Here is a 17,016-nt window from a genome sequence, read left to right on the forward strand (position 1 = left end):
CTCTTACTTCTTGCGCTGGTGGCGCGAACGCATGATGAACTTGTCCGTGGACTTGTTCGAACGTGTGCGCTTGCCCTTGGTCGGCTTGCCCCAGGGGCTGACCGGATGACGGCCGCCCGAGGTGCGGCCTTCACCACCGCCGTGCGGATGGTCGACCGGGTTCATGACGACGCCGCGGTTATGCGGACGCTTGCCGCGCCAGACGGTACGACCGGCCTTGCCGTCGTTGATGTTGCCGTGATCCGGGTTGGATACAGCACCGATCGAAGCCAGGCAGGAGCCCGGTACGAGGCGCTGTTCGCCGGAGTTCAGGCGCAGGATCGCCATACCGGCATCGCGGCCGACGAGCTGAACGTAGGTGCCGGCGGAACGAGCCATCTGGCCACCCTTGCCCGGCTTCATCTCGACGTTGTGAACGATCGAGCCGACCGGGATGTACTGCAGCGGCATGGTGTTGCCGGGCTTTACGTCGACGGCCTTTTCGGACGCGATCACCTTGTCGCCGGCAGCAAGACGCTGCGGAGCCAGGATGTAGGCCTGCTCACCGTCGGTATAGGTGACGAGAGCGATGAAGGCCGTGCGGTTCGGGTCGTATTCCAGACGCTCGACCGTGCCTTCGACGTCGAACTTGCGACGCTTGAAGTCGACCAGGCGATAGGTACGCTTGTGACCGCCGCCGATGAAGCGGGCGGTGATGCGGCCGTAGTTGTTGCGACCGCCGCTCTTGGAGAGACCCTCGGTGAGCTTCTTGACGGGCTTACCCTTCCAGAGGCCGGACCGGTCGACGATGACCAGCTGACGCTGGCTCGGGGTCGTCGGGTTGTAGCTTTTCAATGCCATTATCTTATACCTCAGAGACCGGTGGAGACGTCGATCGTCTGACCTTCGGCCAGGGTGACGACAGCCTTCTTGACGTCCTTCTGCTTGCCGATGAAGCCGCGGAACCGCTTCACCTTGCCCTTACGGACAAGCGTGTTGACGGCCGTGACCTTCACACCGAAAAGCGCCTCTACGGCAGCCTTGATTTCCGGCTTGGAAGCAGTCTTGGCAACGTTGAAGACGACCTGGTTCTGTTCGGATACCAGCGTCGACTTTTCGGTGATCGAGGGAGATACGATCACATCATAGTGGCGGATGTCGGTCACTTGAAACGCTCCTCTAGAGCTTCCACCGCGGCCTTGGAAAGCACCAGCTTGCCGCGACGCAGGATGTCGTAAACATTGATGCCCTGAACCGGCAGAACATCGACGTTCGGGATGTTCTGGGCTGCGAGCTTGAAATTGCTGTCGAGCTCAACGCCGCCGATGAACAACACGTTGGTGAGGCCGAGCGAAGCGAACGAACCGGCAAGCGCCTTGGTCTTTGCTTCGGCGGCAACCAGGTTGTCGACGATGATGATGTCTTCAGCCTTCATCTTTGCAGAGAGGGCGTGACGGAGAGCCAGCGCGCGAACCTTCTTCGGAAGGTCATGCTCGTGGCTGCGAACGACCGGGCCGTGAGCCTTGCCGCCGCCGCGGAACTGCGGAGCGCGAGCCGAATGGTGACGAGCGCGGCCCGTACCCTTCTGCTTGTACATCTTGGCACCGGTGCGGGAGACTTCAGCACGACCCTTGGTCTTGTGCGTGCCCTGCTGCTTCTTGGCGAGCTGCCAACGAACCATACGGGCCAGAATGTCTTCGCGGGGATCGAGGCCGAAAATCTCGTCCGACAGGGCTACCTTGCCGGCGTCTTTTCCCTCGAGGGTCTTGACGTTAAATTCCATGTGCTTGGCTCCCTTACTTCGCGGCCGACTTGACGGCATCGCGAACGACGATCCAAGCGCCCTTGGAGCCGGGAACGGCACCCTTGACGAGGATCAGGCCACGGTTCTCGTCGGTGGAAACGACTTCGAGGTTCTGGGTGGTGATACGCGTCTGGCCCATGTGACCAGCCATGCGCTTGCCCTTCCAGACCTTGCCCGGATCCTGGTTGTTACCAGTCGAACCATGCGAACGGTGCGAAACGGACACACCGTGCGTGGCGCGGAGACCACCGAAGTTATGGCGCTTCATGGCGCCGGCGAAACCCTTACCGATCGAGGTACCGGTGACGTCCACCAGCTGACCCGCCGTGAAGTGACCCGCCGTCAGCTCGGTGCCGACGTCGATCAGATTGTCTTCGGAAACGCGAAACTCGACGAGCTTCGCCTTCGGCTCGACTTCGGCAACGGCGAAATGGCCGCGCAGCGCCTTGGTCGTGTTCTTTACCTTGGCAGTACCGGCACCCAGCTGAACGGCAGTGTAGCCGTTCTTGTCTACGGTGCGCTGAGCCACGACCTGGCAGTTTTCCAACCGCAATACGGTTACAGGGACATGCTCGCCTGCGTCGTTGTAGACGCGCGTCATTCCCACCTTCTGTGCAATTACACCTGAACGCATCGGTTCAATCCTTCTCACTCAGCCCGAGACAGAAGTCTCAGAGCTTGATCTCAACATCGACACCAGCGGCGAGGTCGAGCTTCATCAGCGCGTCCACCGTCTGCGGTGTCGGGTCAACGATATCGAGAAGGCGCTTATGCGTGCGCATCTCGAACTGCTCGCGGCTCTTCTTGTCGATGTGGGGGGACCTGTTAACCGTAAACTTCTCGATGCGGGTCGGAAGCGGAACGGGGCCCCGGACGCTTGCGCCGGTGCGCTTCGCCGTCGACACGATCTCGCGCGTCGACGCGTCGAGAATGCGGTGATCGAACGCCTTCAGGCGAATGCGGATATTTTGGCCGTTCATTCGACGTTATCCTTGTTGTCTGTTTATCCACGTGCCAACCCAATAGGGCACGGGTTGTTCTCTTACCTTAAGGCGGACCACCGGTTTCAAAGATCGAAGGGGACACCGAAATACGGCGTCCCTTTCCAGTCTTCGGGCCTTCGGCCCACCTTGTCTGTTCATTGCCTGCCTCGAACCCGAAGCAGAGGGCAAATCACGCTCGCGCGCCATTTGCTACATTTTTGTGTCATACGCAAGCGGCCAAGGCCGCCTGCGTTAAAACTTACTCAACGATCGAAGCGACGATGCCGGCGCCGACGGTGCGGCCGCCTTCGCGGATGGCGAAGCGCAGCTTTTCTTCCATCGCGATCGGGTTGATCAGCGTCACCTTAACGGTCACGTTGTCGCCCGGCATGACCATTTCCGTGCCTTCCGGAAGTTCGACGATGCCCGTCACGTCCGTCGTGCGGAAGTAGAACTGCGGACGGTAGTTGGTGAAGAACGGGGTATGACGGCCGCCTTCTTCTTTCGTCAGGATATAGGCTTCAGCCATGAACACCGTGTGCGGCTTGACCGAACCCGGCTTGCACAGGATCTGGCCACGCTCGACGCCGTCACGCTGGACGCCACGGATCAGCGCGCCGATGTTGTCACCGGCCTGGCCCTGGTCGAGCAGCTTGCGGAACATTTCAACGCCGGTCACCGTCGTCTTGGTGGTGGCGCGGATGCCGACGATCTCGACTTCTTCGCCAACCTTGACGATGCCACGCTCGACGCGGCCGGTCACGACCGTACCACGGCCCGAGATCGAAAACACGTCTTCGATCGGCAGCAGGAACGGCAGGTTGATCGGACGCTCAGGCGTCGGGATGTAGGCGTCGACAGCGGCCATCAGCTCGCGGATCGAATCTTCGCCGATCTTCTTGTCCGAATCTTCAAGAGCAGCCAGTGCCGAACCCTTGATGATCGGAATATCGTCGCCCGGGAAGTCGTAGGACGACAGAAGTTCGCGCACTTCCAGCTCGACGAGCTCGAGAAGCTCGGCGTCGTCGACCTGGTCGACCTTGTTCAGGAACACCACGATTGCCGGAACGCCAACCTGGCGGGCGAGCAGGATGTGCTCGCGGGTCTGCGGCATCGGGCCGTCGGCAGCCGAGCAAACCAGGATCGCGCCGTCCATCTGCGCAGCACCGGTGATCATGTTCTTCACATAGTCGGCGTGGCCGGGGCAGTCGACGTGGGCATAGTGGCGGGCCGGCGTCTCATATTCGACGTGCGCCGTCGAAATGGTGATGCCGCGTGCCTTTTCTTCAGGAGCCGCGTCGATCTGGTCATAGGCCTTGTACTCGCCGAAGTACTTCGTGATCGCGGCCGTCAGCGACGTCTTGCCATGGTCAACGTGACCGATCGTGCCAATGTTGACGTGCGGCTTGTTGCGCTCAAACTTGCTCTTTGCCATTTCCGGCTTCTCCGTTCTTATCCCCGTCAGGGGTTATTCTCTAATTTGATTGGGCGGGGTTACCCCGGTCACTTCTGACCGGAGTACTTGGCCTGGATTTCGTTTGCGACATTGGTCGGAACCGGTGCGTAGTGATCGAAGGTCATCGAATACTGCGCGCGGCCCTGAGACATGGAGCGCAGGTTGTCGACGTACTTGAACATGTTCGCGAGCGGCACATGGGCGTTGATCACGACGGCGATGCCGCGCGATTCCTGGCCCTGGATCTGGCCACGACGGGAGTTCAGGTCGCCGATAACGTCACCGACGTAATCTTCCGGAGTGACGACTTCGACCTTCATCATCGGCTCGAGGAGCTGAGCACCGGCCTTCTTGGCTGCTTCACGGAAGCAGGCGCGAGACGCGATTTCGAATGCCAGAACCGAGGAGTCGACGTCATGGTAGGCACCGTCGATGAGCGTCGCCTTGACGCCCAGCATCGGGAAGCCAGCCAGCGGACCGGAAGACAGAACGCTTTCGATGCCCTTCTGGACGCCCGGGATGTATTCCTTCGGAACAGAACCGCCGACGATCTTGGACTCGAACTTGAAGTCGTCGCCGTCCGGGTTCGGTTCGAAGACGATCTTGACGCGCGCGAACTGGCCGGTACCACCGGACTGCTTCTTGTGCGTGTAATCTTCTTCGTGCTTGCGCGTGATGGTTTCGCGGTAAGCAACCTGCGGAGCACCGACGGTGGCTTCGACCTTGAACTCGCGACGCATGCGGTCGACGAGGATGTCGAGGTGAAGTTCGCCCATGCCGGCGATGATCGTCTGGCCGGACTCTTCGTCGGTCTTGACGCGGAAGGACGGGTCTTCGGCAGCCAGGCGGTTGAGCGCGAGGCCCATCTTTTCCTGGTCGCCCTTGGACTTCGGCTCGATGGCGATCTGGATGACCGGCTCGGGGAATTCCATGCGCTCGAGGATGACCGGCTTCAGCGGATCGCAGAGCGTGTCGCCCGTGGTGGTTTCCTTCAGGCCTGCGAGAGCGACGATGTCGCCGGCGAAGGCTTCTTCGATGTCTTCACGGGAGTTCGAGTGCATCTGCAGCATGCGGCCGACGCGCTCGCGCTTTTCCTTGACCGTGTTCAACAGAGCAGCGCCCTTTTCGAGCTTGCCCGAATAGATACGGCAGAAGGTCAGCGAACCGACGAAGGGGTCGTTCATGATCTTGAACGCCAGCATCGAAAGCGGCTCGGTGTCATCGGGATGACGTTCGATTTCGGCTTCGGTCTTGACGTCGATGCCCTTGATGGCCGGAATGTCTGCCGGCGACGGCAGGAATTCGACAACCGCGTCGAGGAGCGGCTGAACGCCCTTGTTCTTGAAGGCAGAACCGCAGAACATCGGGAAGAACTTGACGTCGATCGTGCCGCGACGGATGAGCGCACGGATCTTATCGTTGTCCGGCATGACGCCGTTCAGATAGTTTTCCATGGCTTCTTCGTCGATGTCGACAACCGTCTCGATCATCTTTTCGCGGAATTCTTCGGCACGAGCCTTCAGGTCTTCCGGGATTTCGACGACGTCCCACTGGGCGCCGAGCGATTCATCGCGCCAGACGAGAGCGTTCATCTCGATCAGGTCGACGATGCCCTTGAATTCGGTTTCAGCACCGATCGGCAACTGGCAGACAACCGCAGTCGCGCCGAGGCGCGTCTTGATCATCTCGACCGAGCGATAGAAATCGGCGCCAGTCTTGTCCATCTTGTTGCAGAAGATCAGGCGCGGAACCTTGTACTTGTCGGCCTGACGCCAGACGGTTTCCGTCTGCGGCTCAACGCCGGCATTGGCGTCGAGGAGAGCGACAGCACCGTCGAGCACGCGCAGCGAACGTTCGACTTCGATGGTGAAGTCGACGTGGCCGGGGGTGTCGATGATGTTGAAGCGGCGCATCTTGCCGTCACGGCCCTTCCAGAAGGTCGTGGTCGCAGCAGAGGTGATCGTGATGCCACGCTCCTGCTCCTGCTCCATCCAGTCCATCGTGGCTGCGCCGTCGTGAACTTCACCGATCTTGTGCGACTTGCCGGTGTAATAAAGGATACGCTCGGTGGTCGTGGTCTTGCCGGCGTCGATATGCGCCATGATACCGAAATTGCGGTAGTCTTCGATTTTATATTCGCGAGCCATAGGACTGCCTTTCGAAATTCGATCGAGTGAAGATTACCAACGGTAATGCGAGAATGCGCGGTTGGCGTCGGCCATCTTGTGCGTGTCTTCACGCTTCTTGACGGCGCTGCCACGATTGTTTGCGGCATCCATGAGTTCACCTGAAAGGCGATCGACCATCGTCGTTTCGTTGCGCTTGCGGGCAGCAGCGATCACCCAACGGATCGCGAGAGCCTGACGGCGCTCGGGACGAACGTCGACAGGAACCTGGTAGGTCGCACCACCAACGCGGCGCGAACGAACTTCGACATGCGGCGCGACATTGTCGAGCGCCGAATGGAAGATACCCAGCGGGTCGGCCTTGGCCTTGCCCTGCACGACGTCGAACGCGCCGTAAACGATGTTTTCAGCTACGGACTTCTTGCCGTGGAGCATGATCGCATTCATGAACTTCGTGACGACCAGATCGCCGAACTTCGGGTCCGGATTGATCTCACGCTTCTCTGCACTATGGCGTCGGGACATACTTCTCGTCTCTCAATTGTTACGGGCGCTTTACCACGCGGAGAACCTCGCGCAGCGCCGGATAATCAGAATTCCGAATTACTTCGGACGCTTCGCACCGTACTTGGAACGGCGCTGCTTGCGGTTCTTGACGCCCTGGGTGTCGAGAACGCCGCGAATGATGTGGTAGCGAACGCCCGGCAAGTCCTTGACGCGGCCGCCGCGGATCATCACGACAGAGTGTTCCTGCAGGTTGTGGCCTTCACCCGGGATGTAGCCGATGACTTCGAAGCCGTTGGTCAGGCGAATCTTGGCAACCTTACGCAGAGCCGAGTTCGGCTTCTTCGGGGTCGTCGTGTAAACGCGGGTGCAAACGCCGCGCTTCTGGGGGTTTTCCTGCAGAGCAGGAACCTTGTTACGCTTTACGTTCGCCTGGCGAGGCTTGCGGATCAGCTGGTTTACGGTAGGCATTCAACCATCCCTTACGTTTTTCTCAGTACCCTTTCGGGCCGATCTGATGCCGTTTCCGGCGGCGGCACACACATTTCCTCATGCGCAAAACGTGGCCCGATCCGCTTCTCGCGGATGGACCACAGAAAGCAGAGGACGCATTCCTCATGCGTCGTGCGTGCAGCATTCGTGTCTTCAACGTGCGTATGGAACCGTGTCTGAGGCGTACTCCGGAACGAGTCGTTCCGAACGGGCAAGCCTCACATCGCTTCCGATGCGGGGCGTTTACTGTTTTCCCCCCTGCCCGTCAAGACCGAATCCTAAATTATTGCCCCAAACCCTTGGTTTCGGGGGCAAATGGAGGGTTTCGAGACAAGTTTCGTGAAATATGACATGCCCTCGCGGATAATGTTTGGGAATCATCGCCGATCGCACTAAAGAGTGCGGGAACCTTCCGTTCCGCCTCGTCTTCGGACGATACCAGGGATTCGCTTGCGGAGATGACCATGATCGCCACACCCGACAATGACAACAACCTCGACGGGCCGATGGTCTTCATCATCATCGGCAAGGGCTACGAAAAGAAGGGTGCCGAGGGCATCGAGCTGCATATCATGCTGCGCGCGCCGGACGACGATTCCGCCGTCCGCGAAGCGCTCAACGCGCTCTCCGAAGAAGGCTTCATCGAGGCCGACCTCGACCAGATCGGCATCCTGACCGACGAACCGACCGAGGAGCCGCATGCCTCCGCCTACCAGGGCGCCCTCGAAGGCGAAGTGGCGATCATCCGGTTCGAGTAGCCCCGATCTCCAAAGAGGCCTGGCTGCCCTCGCCTCCTCCGGCTGGCGGACGTTGTCTCTCCTTACCCTCACCAGTGGCGACACGTCCACGTTTCGCCAGAGCATGCACCAAGTCGCCGGACAGTTCCGGCGGCTTTTTTGATGCCCTGTCCCTTGGCCCGAAACGAAAAAACCGCCCGGATCGCTCCGGGCGGTTTTGATTTCCAATTGGCCGTTACCGATCACTCCGCGGGCGTGTTCTCGGTGTTCAGGTCCTGAAGCATCGGGGTGGCGGACGAAGCGCCCGAACCCTTCTTGCGTTCTTCCAGGATGAGTTCGTCGCGCGATGTGGCGATACGGCGGATCTGGGTCATGGTGCCGCCCGTACCGGCCGGGATGAGACGACCGACGATGACGTTTTCCTTGAGGCCCTGCAGCGTGTCGGTCTTGCCGGCGATCGCAGCTTCCGTCAGCACCTTGGTCGTTTCCTGGAAGGAAGCGGCTGAGATGAAGGACGGGGTCTGCAGCGACGCCTTGGTGATGCCGAGCAGAACCGGTTCGCCGTAAGCGGGCTTCTTGCCTTCTTCGGCGAGACGCTCGTTGACTTCGTCCAGTTCGATCCGGTCGACATTGTCACCGACGATGTACTGGCTGTCGCCGGCATCGGTGATCTCGACCTTCTGCAGCATCTGACGGACAATCACCTCGATGTGCTTGTCGTTGATGACAACGCCCTGCAGACGATAGACTTCCTGGATTTCGTTGACGAGGTAGGAAGCAAGTGCTTCCACGCCCTTGATCGCCAGGATGTCGTGCGGCGCCGGATTGCCGTCGAGGATGTAGTCGCCCTTTTCGATGTAGTCGCCTTCCTGAAGATGGAAGGGCTTGCCCTTCGGGATCAGGTATTCGACCGGCTCGACACCGTCTTCCGCCGGCTCGATCATGACGCGACGCTTGTTCTTGTAGTCGCGGCCGAGGCGGATCGTACCATCGATCTCAGCGATGATGGCGTGATCCTTCGGACGACGGGCTTCGAAGAGCTCGGCAACACGCGGCAGACCACCGGTGATGTCCTTGGTCTTGGCGCTTTCCAGCGGAACGCGGGCGAGAACGTCGCCCTGGCTGACCTTCTGACCCGGCTCGACCGACAGGATGGCGTCGACCGACAGGTTGAAGCGGGCTTCGCCACCGCGGGCCAGTTTCATGATTGTGCCCGAAGCGTCCTTGATGACGATCGCCGGCTTCAGGTCGATGCCGCGTGGCGTCGAACGCCAGTCGATGACCTGACGCTTGGTGATGCCGGTGGATTCGTCGGTCGATTCCGAAACCGAGATCGAGTCGACCACGTCTTCGAACTGAACCGTACCTTCCACTTCCGTCATCATCGGACGTGTGTAGGGGTCCCACTCTGCCAGACGCTGACCGCGACGAACCTTGTCGCCATCATCCACGAACAGCTTCGAACCGTAGGCGACGCGCTGCGAGGAACGCTCGACGCCGCGCTCGTCAAGGATGGTGACCGCCATGTTGCGGCCCATCGCGACGAGAACGCCTTCGGAGTTCCGCAGCATGTTGCGGTTCTTGATCTGGATCGTGCCTTCGTACGACGCTTCCAGGAACGACTGGTCGACCACGTTTGCCGTACCACCCAAGTGGAAGGTACGCATGGTGAGCTGGGTTCCCGGCTCGCCGATCGACTGAGCCGCGATGACGCCGACGGCTTCGCCCATGTTGACCGGAGTACCACGGGCCAGATCTCGGCCGTAGCAGACCGAGCAGACGCCTGTCTGAACTTCGCAGGTCAGTGCAGAACGGATGCGGATCGACTGGATACCAGCCTTTTCGATCTCGATGACATCCGGCTCGAGGATCATCTTGCCGGCATCGACGATGCGGGCACCCGTGACCGGATGATCGATGTCGTCGAGTGCGGTACGGCCAAGAACACGAGCGCCGATGGAAGCCACGACCTGACCGGCGTCAACGATCGCCGTCATGGTGAGGCCGCTCTCGGTGCCGCAATCGACCAGGTTGACGATGCAGTCCTGCGCCACGTCGACGAGACGACGGGTCAGGTAGCCGGAGTTCGCGGTCTTCAAGGCGGTGTCTGCGAGACCCTTACGGGCACCGTGGGTCGAGTTGAAGTACTCGTTAACGGTCAGGCCTTCCTTGAAGTTCGAGATGATCGGCGTTTCGATGATTTCGCCCGAGGGCTTGGCCATCAGGCCGCGCATGCCGCCCAACTGGCGCATCTGGTTCGGAGAACCACGGGCACCCGAGTGGGACATCATGTAGATGGCGTTCATCTGCTTCTGGCGACCGGTTTCCGGATCGAACTCGACAGCCTTAATGCGGGCCATCATGTCTTCCGCAACCTTTTCGGTAGCCTTGCCCCAGGCGTCGACGACCTTGTTGTACTTTTCGCCCTGAGTGATCAGGCCGTCGTTGTACTGCTGCTCGTATTCCTTCACCAGGGTCTCGGTATCACCAACGATCTTCGCCTTGGTTTCCGGGATGATCATGTCATCCTTGCCGAACGAAATGCCGGCCTTGCAGGCGTGCGTGAAGCCGAGCTGCATGATGCGGTCGCAGAAGATCACCGTGTCCTTCTGGCCGCAGTGACGGTAGACCGTGTCGATCATCTTGGAGATGTTCTTCTTGGTCATTTCCTGGTTGCAGGTCTCGAACGGCACGTTGACGTTCTTCGGCAGAAGTTCGCCGATGATCATGCGGCCGGGGGTCGTTTCATAGATCTTCGAGACCAGCTTGCCGTCGGCATCCAGGGTCTTGAAGCGACCGCGGATCTTGGCATGCAGGGTAACGACCTTGTTTTCCAGAGCGTGGTGCAGTTCGCCCATGTCGGAGAAGGCCATGCCTTCGCCCGGCTCGTTCTGGTTCATGATCGCCAGATAGTAGAGGCCGAGAACCATGTCCTGCGACGGAACGATGATCGGTGCGCCGTTTGCAGGGTGCAGGATGTTGTTCGTCGACATCATCAGCACGCGGGCTTCGAGCTGAGCTTCGAGCGACAGCGGCACGTGAACGGCCATCTGGTCACCGTCGAAGTCGGCGTTGAAGGCCGTGCAGACGAGCGGATGCAGCTGGATCGCCTTGCCTTCGACCAGGATCGGTTCGAAGGCCTGGATGCCCAGGCGGTGCAGCGTCGGTGCGCGGTTCAGGAGGACCGGATGCTCGCGGATGACCTCGTCGAGGATATCCCAGACTTCCGGCTTTTCCTTTTCAACCAGCTTCTTGGCCTGCTTGACGGTCGAGGAGTAACCCTTGGCGTCGAGGCGGGCGTAGATGAACGGCTTGAACAGTTCGAGCGCCATCTTCTTCGGCAGGCCGCACTGGTGCAGCTTCAGTTCCGGACCGGTCACGATGACAGAACGGCCGGAATAGTCGACGCGCTTGCCGAGAAGGTTCTGGCGGAAGCGGCCCTGCTTGCCCTTGAGCATGTCGGACAGCGACTTCAGCGGACGCTTGTTGGCGCCGGTGATGACGCGGCCACGACGGCCGTTGTCGAACAGCGCGTCCACAGATTCCTGCAGCATGCGCTTTTCGTTGCGGATGATGATGCCCGGAGCGCGCAGTTCGATCAGGCGCTTCAGACGGTTGTTACGGTTGATGACGCGACGATAGAGATCGTTGAGGTCCGAGGTCGCAAAGCGGCCGCCATCGAGCGGAACCAGCGGGCGCAGGTCCGGCGGGATGACCGGGACGACCTTCATGATCATCCATTCCGGACGGTTGCCCGATTCCATGAAGTTCTCGACGATCTTCAGGCGCTTCATCAGCTTCTTCTGCTTCAGGTCCGACGTGGTGTCGGCAAGTTCCGAACGCAGGTCGCCGGCGATCTTTTCGAGATTCATCGAGGCGAGCATCTCGTAGATGGCCTCGGCGCCGATCATCGCCGTGAACTGATCTTCGCCGAACTCGTCGACGGCGATCATGTATTCTTCTTCGGAAAGAAGCTGGTTTTCCTTGAGCGAGGTGAGGCCCGGCTCAGTGACGATGTAGTTCTCGAAATACAGAACGCGCTCGACATCCTTCAGCGTCATGTCGAGAAGGGTCGAGATGCGCGACGGAAGCGACTTCAGGAACCAGATATGGGCGACGGGAGCGGCGAGCTCGATATGGCCCATGCGCTCACGGCGAACGCGCGACAGCGTGACTTCGACGCCGCACTTTTCGCAGATGATGCCCTTGTACTTCATGCGCTTGTACTTGCCGCACAGGCACTCATAGTCCTTGATCGGCCCGAAGATGCGCGCGCAGAAAAGGCCGTCGCGCTCAGGCTTGAAGGTACGGTAGTTGATGGTCTCCGGCTTTTTGATCTCGCCGTAGGACCAGGAGAGAATCTTCTCCGGAGACGCGATCGAGATACGGATCGAATCGAAGTGCTGTGCAGGCACCTGCGGATTGAAAAGATTCATGACCTCTTGGTTCATGCCTATCTCCTTTAGGGGCGGAAGCCCTCGGCTGGCGATCGAAACGGTCCGAATTCCCGGGAGGGACCGCCCGATGCTCTAAAACAGTATTAGCCGCGAAATGCGGCAAAAATCCCCTGTCCTTCCGGCGGATACCGGAGGTGGGAGTGGCACGCGCCCATTCCTGGCGCGCGCCGGCTTGTCGTTTTATTCGGCTGCGTCGGGCAACTGACCGGCATTCGCCTCGTCGATCTTCGAGTTCTCGAGCTCGACGGACAGGCCGAGAGAGCGCATTTCCTTGACGAGAACGTTGAAGCTCTCCGGAATGCCTGCCTCGAACGTGTCGTCACCGCGAACGATCGCTTCGTAGACCTTGGTACGGCCGGCCACGTCGTCCGACTTCACGGTCAGCATTTCCTGCAGCGTGTAGGCGGCGCCATAGGCTTCGAGCGCCCAGACTTCCATTTCGCCGAAGCGCTGGCCGCCGAACTGCGCCTTGCCACCGAGCGGCTGCTGGGTGACCAGCGAGTACGGACCGATCGAACGCGCGTGGATCTTGTCGTCCACGAGGTGGTTCAGCTTGATCATGTACATGTAGCCGACAGTCACCTTGCGGTCGAACTGCTCACCGGTACGGCCGTCATAGAGGACCGACTGACCGGACGGATCGAGGCCCGCCTTGGTCAGCATCGCTGCGACGTCCGGCTCATGCGCACCGTCGAAGACCGGCGTTGCGATCGACAGACCACGCTTGGACTGCTCGGCCAGACGAACGAGAGAGTCGTCGTCGAAGCTGGCAACTTCAGCGTTTGCCTCACTCTGATAGGCTTCCGTCAGCTCTTTCTTCAAGTCGGTGATATCGTTCGACTTGCGGTACTCTTCAAGCATCGCGCCGATACGCTTGCCCATGCCGGCGCAAGCCCACGCCAGGTGCGTCTCGAGGATCTGACCGACGTTCATGCGCGAAGGCACGCCGAGCGGGTTCAGAACGATGTCGACATGCGTGCCGTCTTCGAGGAACGGCATGTCCTCGACCGGTACGATGCGCGACACGACGCCCTTGTTGCCGTGACGGCCAGCCATCTTGTCGCCCGGCTGGATCTTGCGCTTCACAGCGACGAAGACCTTGACCATCTTCATGACGCCCGGAGGCATTTCGTCGCCGCGCTGGACCTTTTCGACCTTGTCCATGAAGCGCTGTTCAAGGCGCGACTTGGATTCGTCGTACTGGCCGCGGAGCGCTTCGACTTCGCCCTGCACCTTTTCGTCCTCGACTGCGAACATCCACCACTGCGAGCGGGGATATTCGGAGATGACGGCGTTGGTGAGCTCGATGCCCTTCTTGAAGCCCTTCGGACCGGCAACCGACATCTGGCCGCGCAGCATATCCGTCAGACGGCCATAGACGTTGCGGTCGAGAATTGCCTGTTCGTCGTCGCGGTCCTTGGCGAGGCGTTCGATTTCCTCACGCTCGATCGCCATGGCGCGTTCGTCCTTCTCCACACCGTGACGGTTGAAGACGCGGACTTCGACGACCGTGCCGAACGTGCCCGGGGGCATGCGCATGGAGGTGTCGCGAACGTCGGAGGCCTTTTCACCGAAGATGGCGCGCAGAAGCTTTTCTTCCGGCGTCATCGGGCTTTCGCCCTTCGGAGTGATCTTGCCGACGAGGATGTCGCCCGGCTGGACTTCGGCGCCGATGTAGACGATGCCGGCTTCGTCGAGGTTCTTCAGCGCTTCTTCCGAAACGTTCGGAATGTCGCGGGTGATTTCTTCCGGACCAAGCTTGGTGTCACGCGCCATCACTTCGAATTCTTCTATGTGAATGGAGGTGAACACGTCGTCCGACACGATGCGCTCGGAGAGCAGGATCGAGTCTTCGTAGTTGTAGCCGTTCCAGGGCATGAACGCGACGAGCGCGTTGCGGCCGAGCGCCAAGTCACCAAGGTCCGTCGACGGACCGTCGGCAATGATGTCGCCCTTGTTCAGGATGTCGCCGACGGCGACCAGCGGACGCTGGTTGACGCAGGTGTTCTGGTTCGAACGCTGGAACTTCTGCAGACGATAGATATCGACGCCCGACTTCGACGGATCGAGGTCTTCGGTGGCGCGGATAACGATACGCGTCGCGTCGACCTGGTCGACCACGCCGCCACGGCGGGCAGCGATGGCTGCGCCGGAGTCGCGAGCGACGACCGGTTCCATGCCGGTGCCGACGAACGGAGCTTCAGCACGTACCAGCGGCACGGCCTGACGCTGCATGTTCGAGCCCATGAGAGCGCGGTTGGCGTCGTCGTTTTCCAGGAACGGGATCAGAGCTGCCGCGACCGAAACGAGCTGCTTCGGCGAGACGTCCATCAGGTTGATGGTGTCGCGCGGGGACAGCATGACTTCGCCGGCATGACGGCAGACGACGAACTCTTCCACGAAAGAGCCGTTCTTATCCAGTTCGGCGTTCGCCTGTGCGACGTAATACTTCGCCTCTTCCATAGCGGAGAGGTAAAGCACTTCCTTCGTCACCACACCGTCGATGATCTTGCGGTACGGGCTTTCGATGAAGCCGTACTTGTTGACGCGGGCAAAAGTTGCAAGCGAGTTGATCAGACCGATGTTCGGGCCTTCCGGCGTTTCGATCGGGCAAATACGGCCGTAATGGGTCGGGTGAACGTCGCGGACTTCGAAGCCGGCGCGCTCGCGGGTCAGACCACCCGGACCAAGTGCCGAAAGACGGCGCTTGTGGGTGATTTCCGAAAGCGGGTTCACCTGGTCCATGAACTGCGACAGCTGCGAGGAGCCGAAGAATTCGCGAACCGCGGCGGCTGCCGGCTTCGCGTTGATCAGGTCCTGCGGCATGACGGTATCGATCTCGATCGACGACATGCGTTCCTTGATGGCGCGCTCCATGCGGAGCAGGCCAAGGCGATACTGATTTTCCATCAGTTCGCCGACAGAACGGACGCGGCGGTTGCCGAGGTTGTCGATGTCGTCGATTTCGCCCTTGCCGTCGCGCAGTTCGACCAGCATCCGGACTACGGCCAGAATGTCGTCCTTGCGCAGCGTACGGACGGTGTCGGCGACTTCGAGGTCGAGGCGCATGTTCATCTTGACGCGGCCGACAGCGGAGAGGTCGTAACGCTCCGAATCGAAGAACAGCGAGTTGAACATGGCTTCGGCCGATTCCATGGTCGGCGGTTCACCCGGACGCATGACGCGGTAGATGTCGAACAGAGCGTCCTGACGGTTCTCGTTCTTGTCGGCCGACAGCGTGTTGCGGATGTAGGCGCCGACATTGATATGGTCGATGCCGAGAACCGGAACTTCGTCGAAACCTGCATTGAGGATGACCGGCAGGGTCTTTTCGTCGATCTCGTCGCCGGCTTCGAGGTAGATCTCGCCGGTTGCCGCGTTGACGATGTCTTCGGCAAGATAGTTGCCGTAGATGTCGTCATTGGTTGCCTTCAACGCCTTCAGGCCCTTGTCCGTCAGCTGACGGAGAAGGCGCGGCGTGAGCTTCTTGCCGGATTCGACAACCACTTCGCCGGTATCGGCGTCGATCATGTCGGAAAGGGTCTTGGCACCCTTCAGGGTTTCCGGCTGGAACGGAATCCGCCAGCCATCGCCGTCGCGCTGATAGGACGACTTCGTATAGAAGGTCGACAGGATTTCTTCGCCGTCCATGCCAAGCGCCATCAGCAGCGAGGTCACTGGGATCTTACGGCGGCGGTCGATGCGGGCGTAGACGATATCCTTGGCGTCGAATTCGATGTCGAGCCAGGAACCGCGATACGGGATGACGCGGGCAGCGAAGAGCAGCTTGCCGGAAGAATGGCTCTTGCCCTTGTCGTGGTCAAAGAAGACGCCCGGCGAACGGTGCATCTGGGACACGATCACGCGCTCGGTGCCGTTCACGATGAACGTACCGTTATCGGTCATGAGCGGCATGTCGCCCATGTAGACCGACTGCTCCTTGATGTCCTTGATCGACTTTGCGCCCGTATCCTCGTCGATATCGAACACGATGAGACGCAGTGTCACCTTAAGCGGCGCTGCATAGGTCAGATCGCGCTGACGGCATTCTTCCACGTCGAACTTCGGCAGTTCGAATTCGTAGGATACGAATTCGAGCATGGAGGCGCCGGAAAAATCGGTGATCGGGAAGACCGACCGGAAGACGGCGTTCAGACCTTCGTCCGGACGACCGCCCTTCGGTTCATCGACCATCAGGAACTGGTCATAGGATGCCTTCTGAACCTCGATGAGGTTCGGCATCTCAGTGACTTCGGGGATTTTTCCAAAAAACTTGCGTACGCGCCTGCGACCATTAAAAGAAAGGGTCTGAGCCATCGTCGCTCCTTCAAACTTGCATCCGGGCCTGCAACGGACGGGGTTCGCTGGCCAGTCGATCCCGTCGATCAATGGGTATTCCCAATCTCGTCCCACCTCTCGAACACGCCAGGCCGGATTGCCTTTTCTGTTCGATTCGGGACCATCCTCTTGAGAACCCA

12 protein-coding genes are annotated in these 17,016 nt (G+C 60.1%); 1 reads left to right on the plus strand and 11 read right to left on the minus strand.

From position 1 onward, the window contains the following. Positions 1-3 precede the first annotated feature (3 nt). The 9 genes from rplB to rpsL form a co-directional block, all read right to left on the minus strand. Positions 4-840 carry a 50S ribosomal protein L2 gene (gene rplB, locus MOV63_RS12250; RefSeq protein ID WP_046636975.1) on the minus strand — a complete coding sequence of 279 codons (837 nt, stop codon included), beginning with the start codon at positions 838-840 and terminating at the stop codon, positions 4-6. A gap of 11 nt (positions 841-851) precedes the next feature. Beyond that, the gene (locus tag MOV63_RS12255) at positions 852-1,145 is read right to left on the minus strand and encodes a 50S ribosomal protein L23 (protein ID WP_007761057.1); all 294 of its coding nucleotides are present in this window, start codon (positions 1,143-1,145) and stop codon (positions 852-854) included. Further along, positions 1,142-1,762: a 50S ribosomal protein L4 gene (rplD, locus tag MOV63_RS12260; protein WP_037084733.1), complete on the minus strand. Its 621-nt coding sequence runs from the start codon at positions 1,760-1,762 to the stop codon at positions 1,142-1,144. Before rplD ends, MOV63_RS12255 begins: the two co-directional genes overlap by 4 nt. A gap of 13 nt (positions 1,763-1,775) precedes the next feature. Continuing rightward, positions 1,776-2,417, minus strand: coding sequence for a 50S ribosomal protein L3 (gene rplC, locus MOV63_RS12265; protein ID WP_037084734.1), 642 nt, complete (start codon positions 2,415-2,417; stop codon positions 1,776-1,778). A 37-nt stretch (positions 2,418-2,454) separates the two neighbouring features. Continuing rightward, positions 2,455-2,763, minus strand: coding sequence for a 30S ribosomal protein S10 (gene rpsJ / locus MOV63_RS12270; protein WP_003547547.1), 309 nt, complete (start codon positions 2,761-2,763; stop codon positions 2,455-2,457). A gap of 262 nt (positions 2,764-3,025) precedes the next feature. Beyond that, on the minus strand, positions 3,026-4,201 hold the full coding sequence (gene tuf, locus MOV63_RS12275) for an elongation factor Tu (RefSeq protein ID WP_038542137.1): 1,176 nt from the start codon (positions 4,199-4,201) through the stop codon (positions 3,026-3,028). 68 nt (positions 4,202-4,269) lie between these two features. Continuing rightward, positions 4,270-6,369: an elongation factor G gene (fusA, locus tag MOV63_RS12280; RefSeq protein WP_038542134.1), complete on the minus strand. Its 2,100-nt coding sequence runs from the start codon at positions 6,367-6,369 to the stop codon at positions 4,270-4,272. Positions 6,370-6,402: 33 nt separating this feature from the next. After that, positions 6,403-6,873: a 30S ribosomal protein S7 gene (rpsG, locus tag MOV63_RS12285; protein ID WP_007755828.1), complete on the minus strand. Its 471-nt coding sequence runs from the start codon at positions 6,871-6,873 to the stop codon at positions 6,403-6,405. Positions 6,874-6,951: 78 nt separating this feature from the next. Further along, positions 6,952-7,323, minus strand: coding sequence for a 30S ribosomal protein S12 (gene rpsL / locus MOV63_RS12290; RefSeq protein ID WP_003547537.1), 372 nt, complete (start codon positions 7,321-7,323; stop codon positions 6,952-6,954). 485 nt (positions 7,324-7,808) lie between these two features. Here rpsL and MOV63_RS12295 point away from each other — a divergent pair, with 485 nt between their 5' ends. Beyond that, positions 7,809-8,102: a hypothetical protein gene (locus MOV63_RS12295; protein ID WP_038549049.1), complete on the plus strand. Its 294-nt coding sequence runs from the start codon at positions 7,809-7,811 to the stop codon at positions 8,100-8,102. A gap of 221 nt (positions 8,103-8,323) precedes the next feature. Here MOV63_RS12295 and rpoC read toward each other — a convergent pair whose 3' ends face one another. Then, the gene (gene rpoC / locus MOV63_RS12300; RefSeq protein ID WP_247034007.1) at positions 8,324-12,532 is read right to left on the minus strand and encodes a DNA-directed RNA polymerase subunit beta'; all 4,209 of its coding nucleotides are present in this window, start codon (positions 12,530-12,532) and stop codon (positions 8,324-8,326) included. A 186-nt stretch (positions 12,533-12,718) separates the two neighbouring features. Beyond that, positions 12,719-16,855 (minus strand): DNA-directed RNA polymerase subunit beta, encoded by a 4,137-nt coding sequence (rpoB, locus tag MOV63_RS12305; RefSeq protein ID WP_038542126.1) that lies wholly within the window; start codon positions 16,853-16,855, stop codon positions 12,719-12,721. Positions 16,856-17,016 lie beyond the last annotated feature (161 nt).

The organism is Neorhizobium sp. SHOUNA12A (assembly GCF_023006505.1).
Taxonomy (GTDB): domain Bacteria; phylum Pseudomonadota; class Alphaproteobacteria; order Rhizobiales; family Rhizobiaceae; genus Neorhizobium.

Coding starts and splice junctions, on each gene's coding strand:
- rpsG (WP_007755828.1), bottom strand. CDS start 6,873: ATGTCCCGACGCCATAGTGCAGAGAAGCGTGAGATCAATCCGGACCCG.
- MOV63_RS12295 (WP_038549049.1), top strand. CDS start 7,809: ATGATCGCCACACCCGACAATGACAACAACCTCGACGGGCCGATGGTC.
- rplD (WP_037084733.1), bottom strand. CDS start 1,762: ATGGAATTTAACGTCAAGACCCTCGAGGGAAAAGACGCCGGCAAGGTA.
- rplC (WP_037084734.1), bottom strand. CDS start 2,417: ATGCGTTCAGGTGTAATTGCACAGAAGGTGGGAATGACGCGCGTCTAC.
- rpoC (WP_247034007.1), bottom strand. CDS start 12,532: ATGAACCAAGAGGTCATGAATCTTTTCAATCCGCAGGTGCCTGCACAG.
- rpoB (WP_038542126.1), bottom strand. CDS start 16,855: ATGGCTCAGACCCTTTCTTTTAATGGTCGCAGGCGCGTACGCAAGTTT.
- tuf (WP_038542137.1), bottom strand. CDS start 4,201: ATGGCAAAGAGCAAGTTTGAGCGCAACAAGCCGCACGTCAACATTGGC.
- rplB (WP_046636975.1), bottom strand. CDS start 840: ATGGCATTGAAAAGCTACAACCCGACGACCCCGAGCCAGCGTCAGCTG.
- fusA (WP_038542134.1), bottom strand. CDS start 6,369: ATGGCTCGCGAATATAAAATCGAAGACTACCGCAATTTCGGTATCATG.
- rpsL (WP_003547537.1), bottom strand. CDS start 7,323: ATGCCTACCGTAAACCAGCTGATCCGCAAGCCTCGCCAGGCGAACGTA.
- rpsJ (WP_003547547.1), bottom strand. CDS start 2,763: ATGAACGGCCAAAATATCCGCATTCGCCTGAAGGCGTTCGATCACCGC.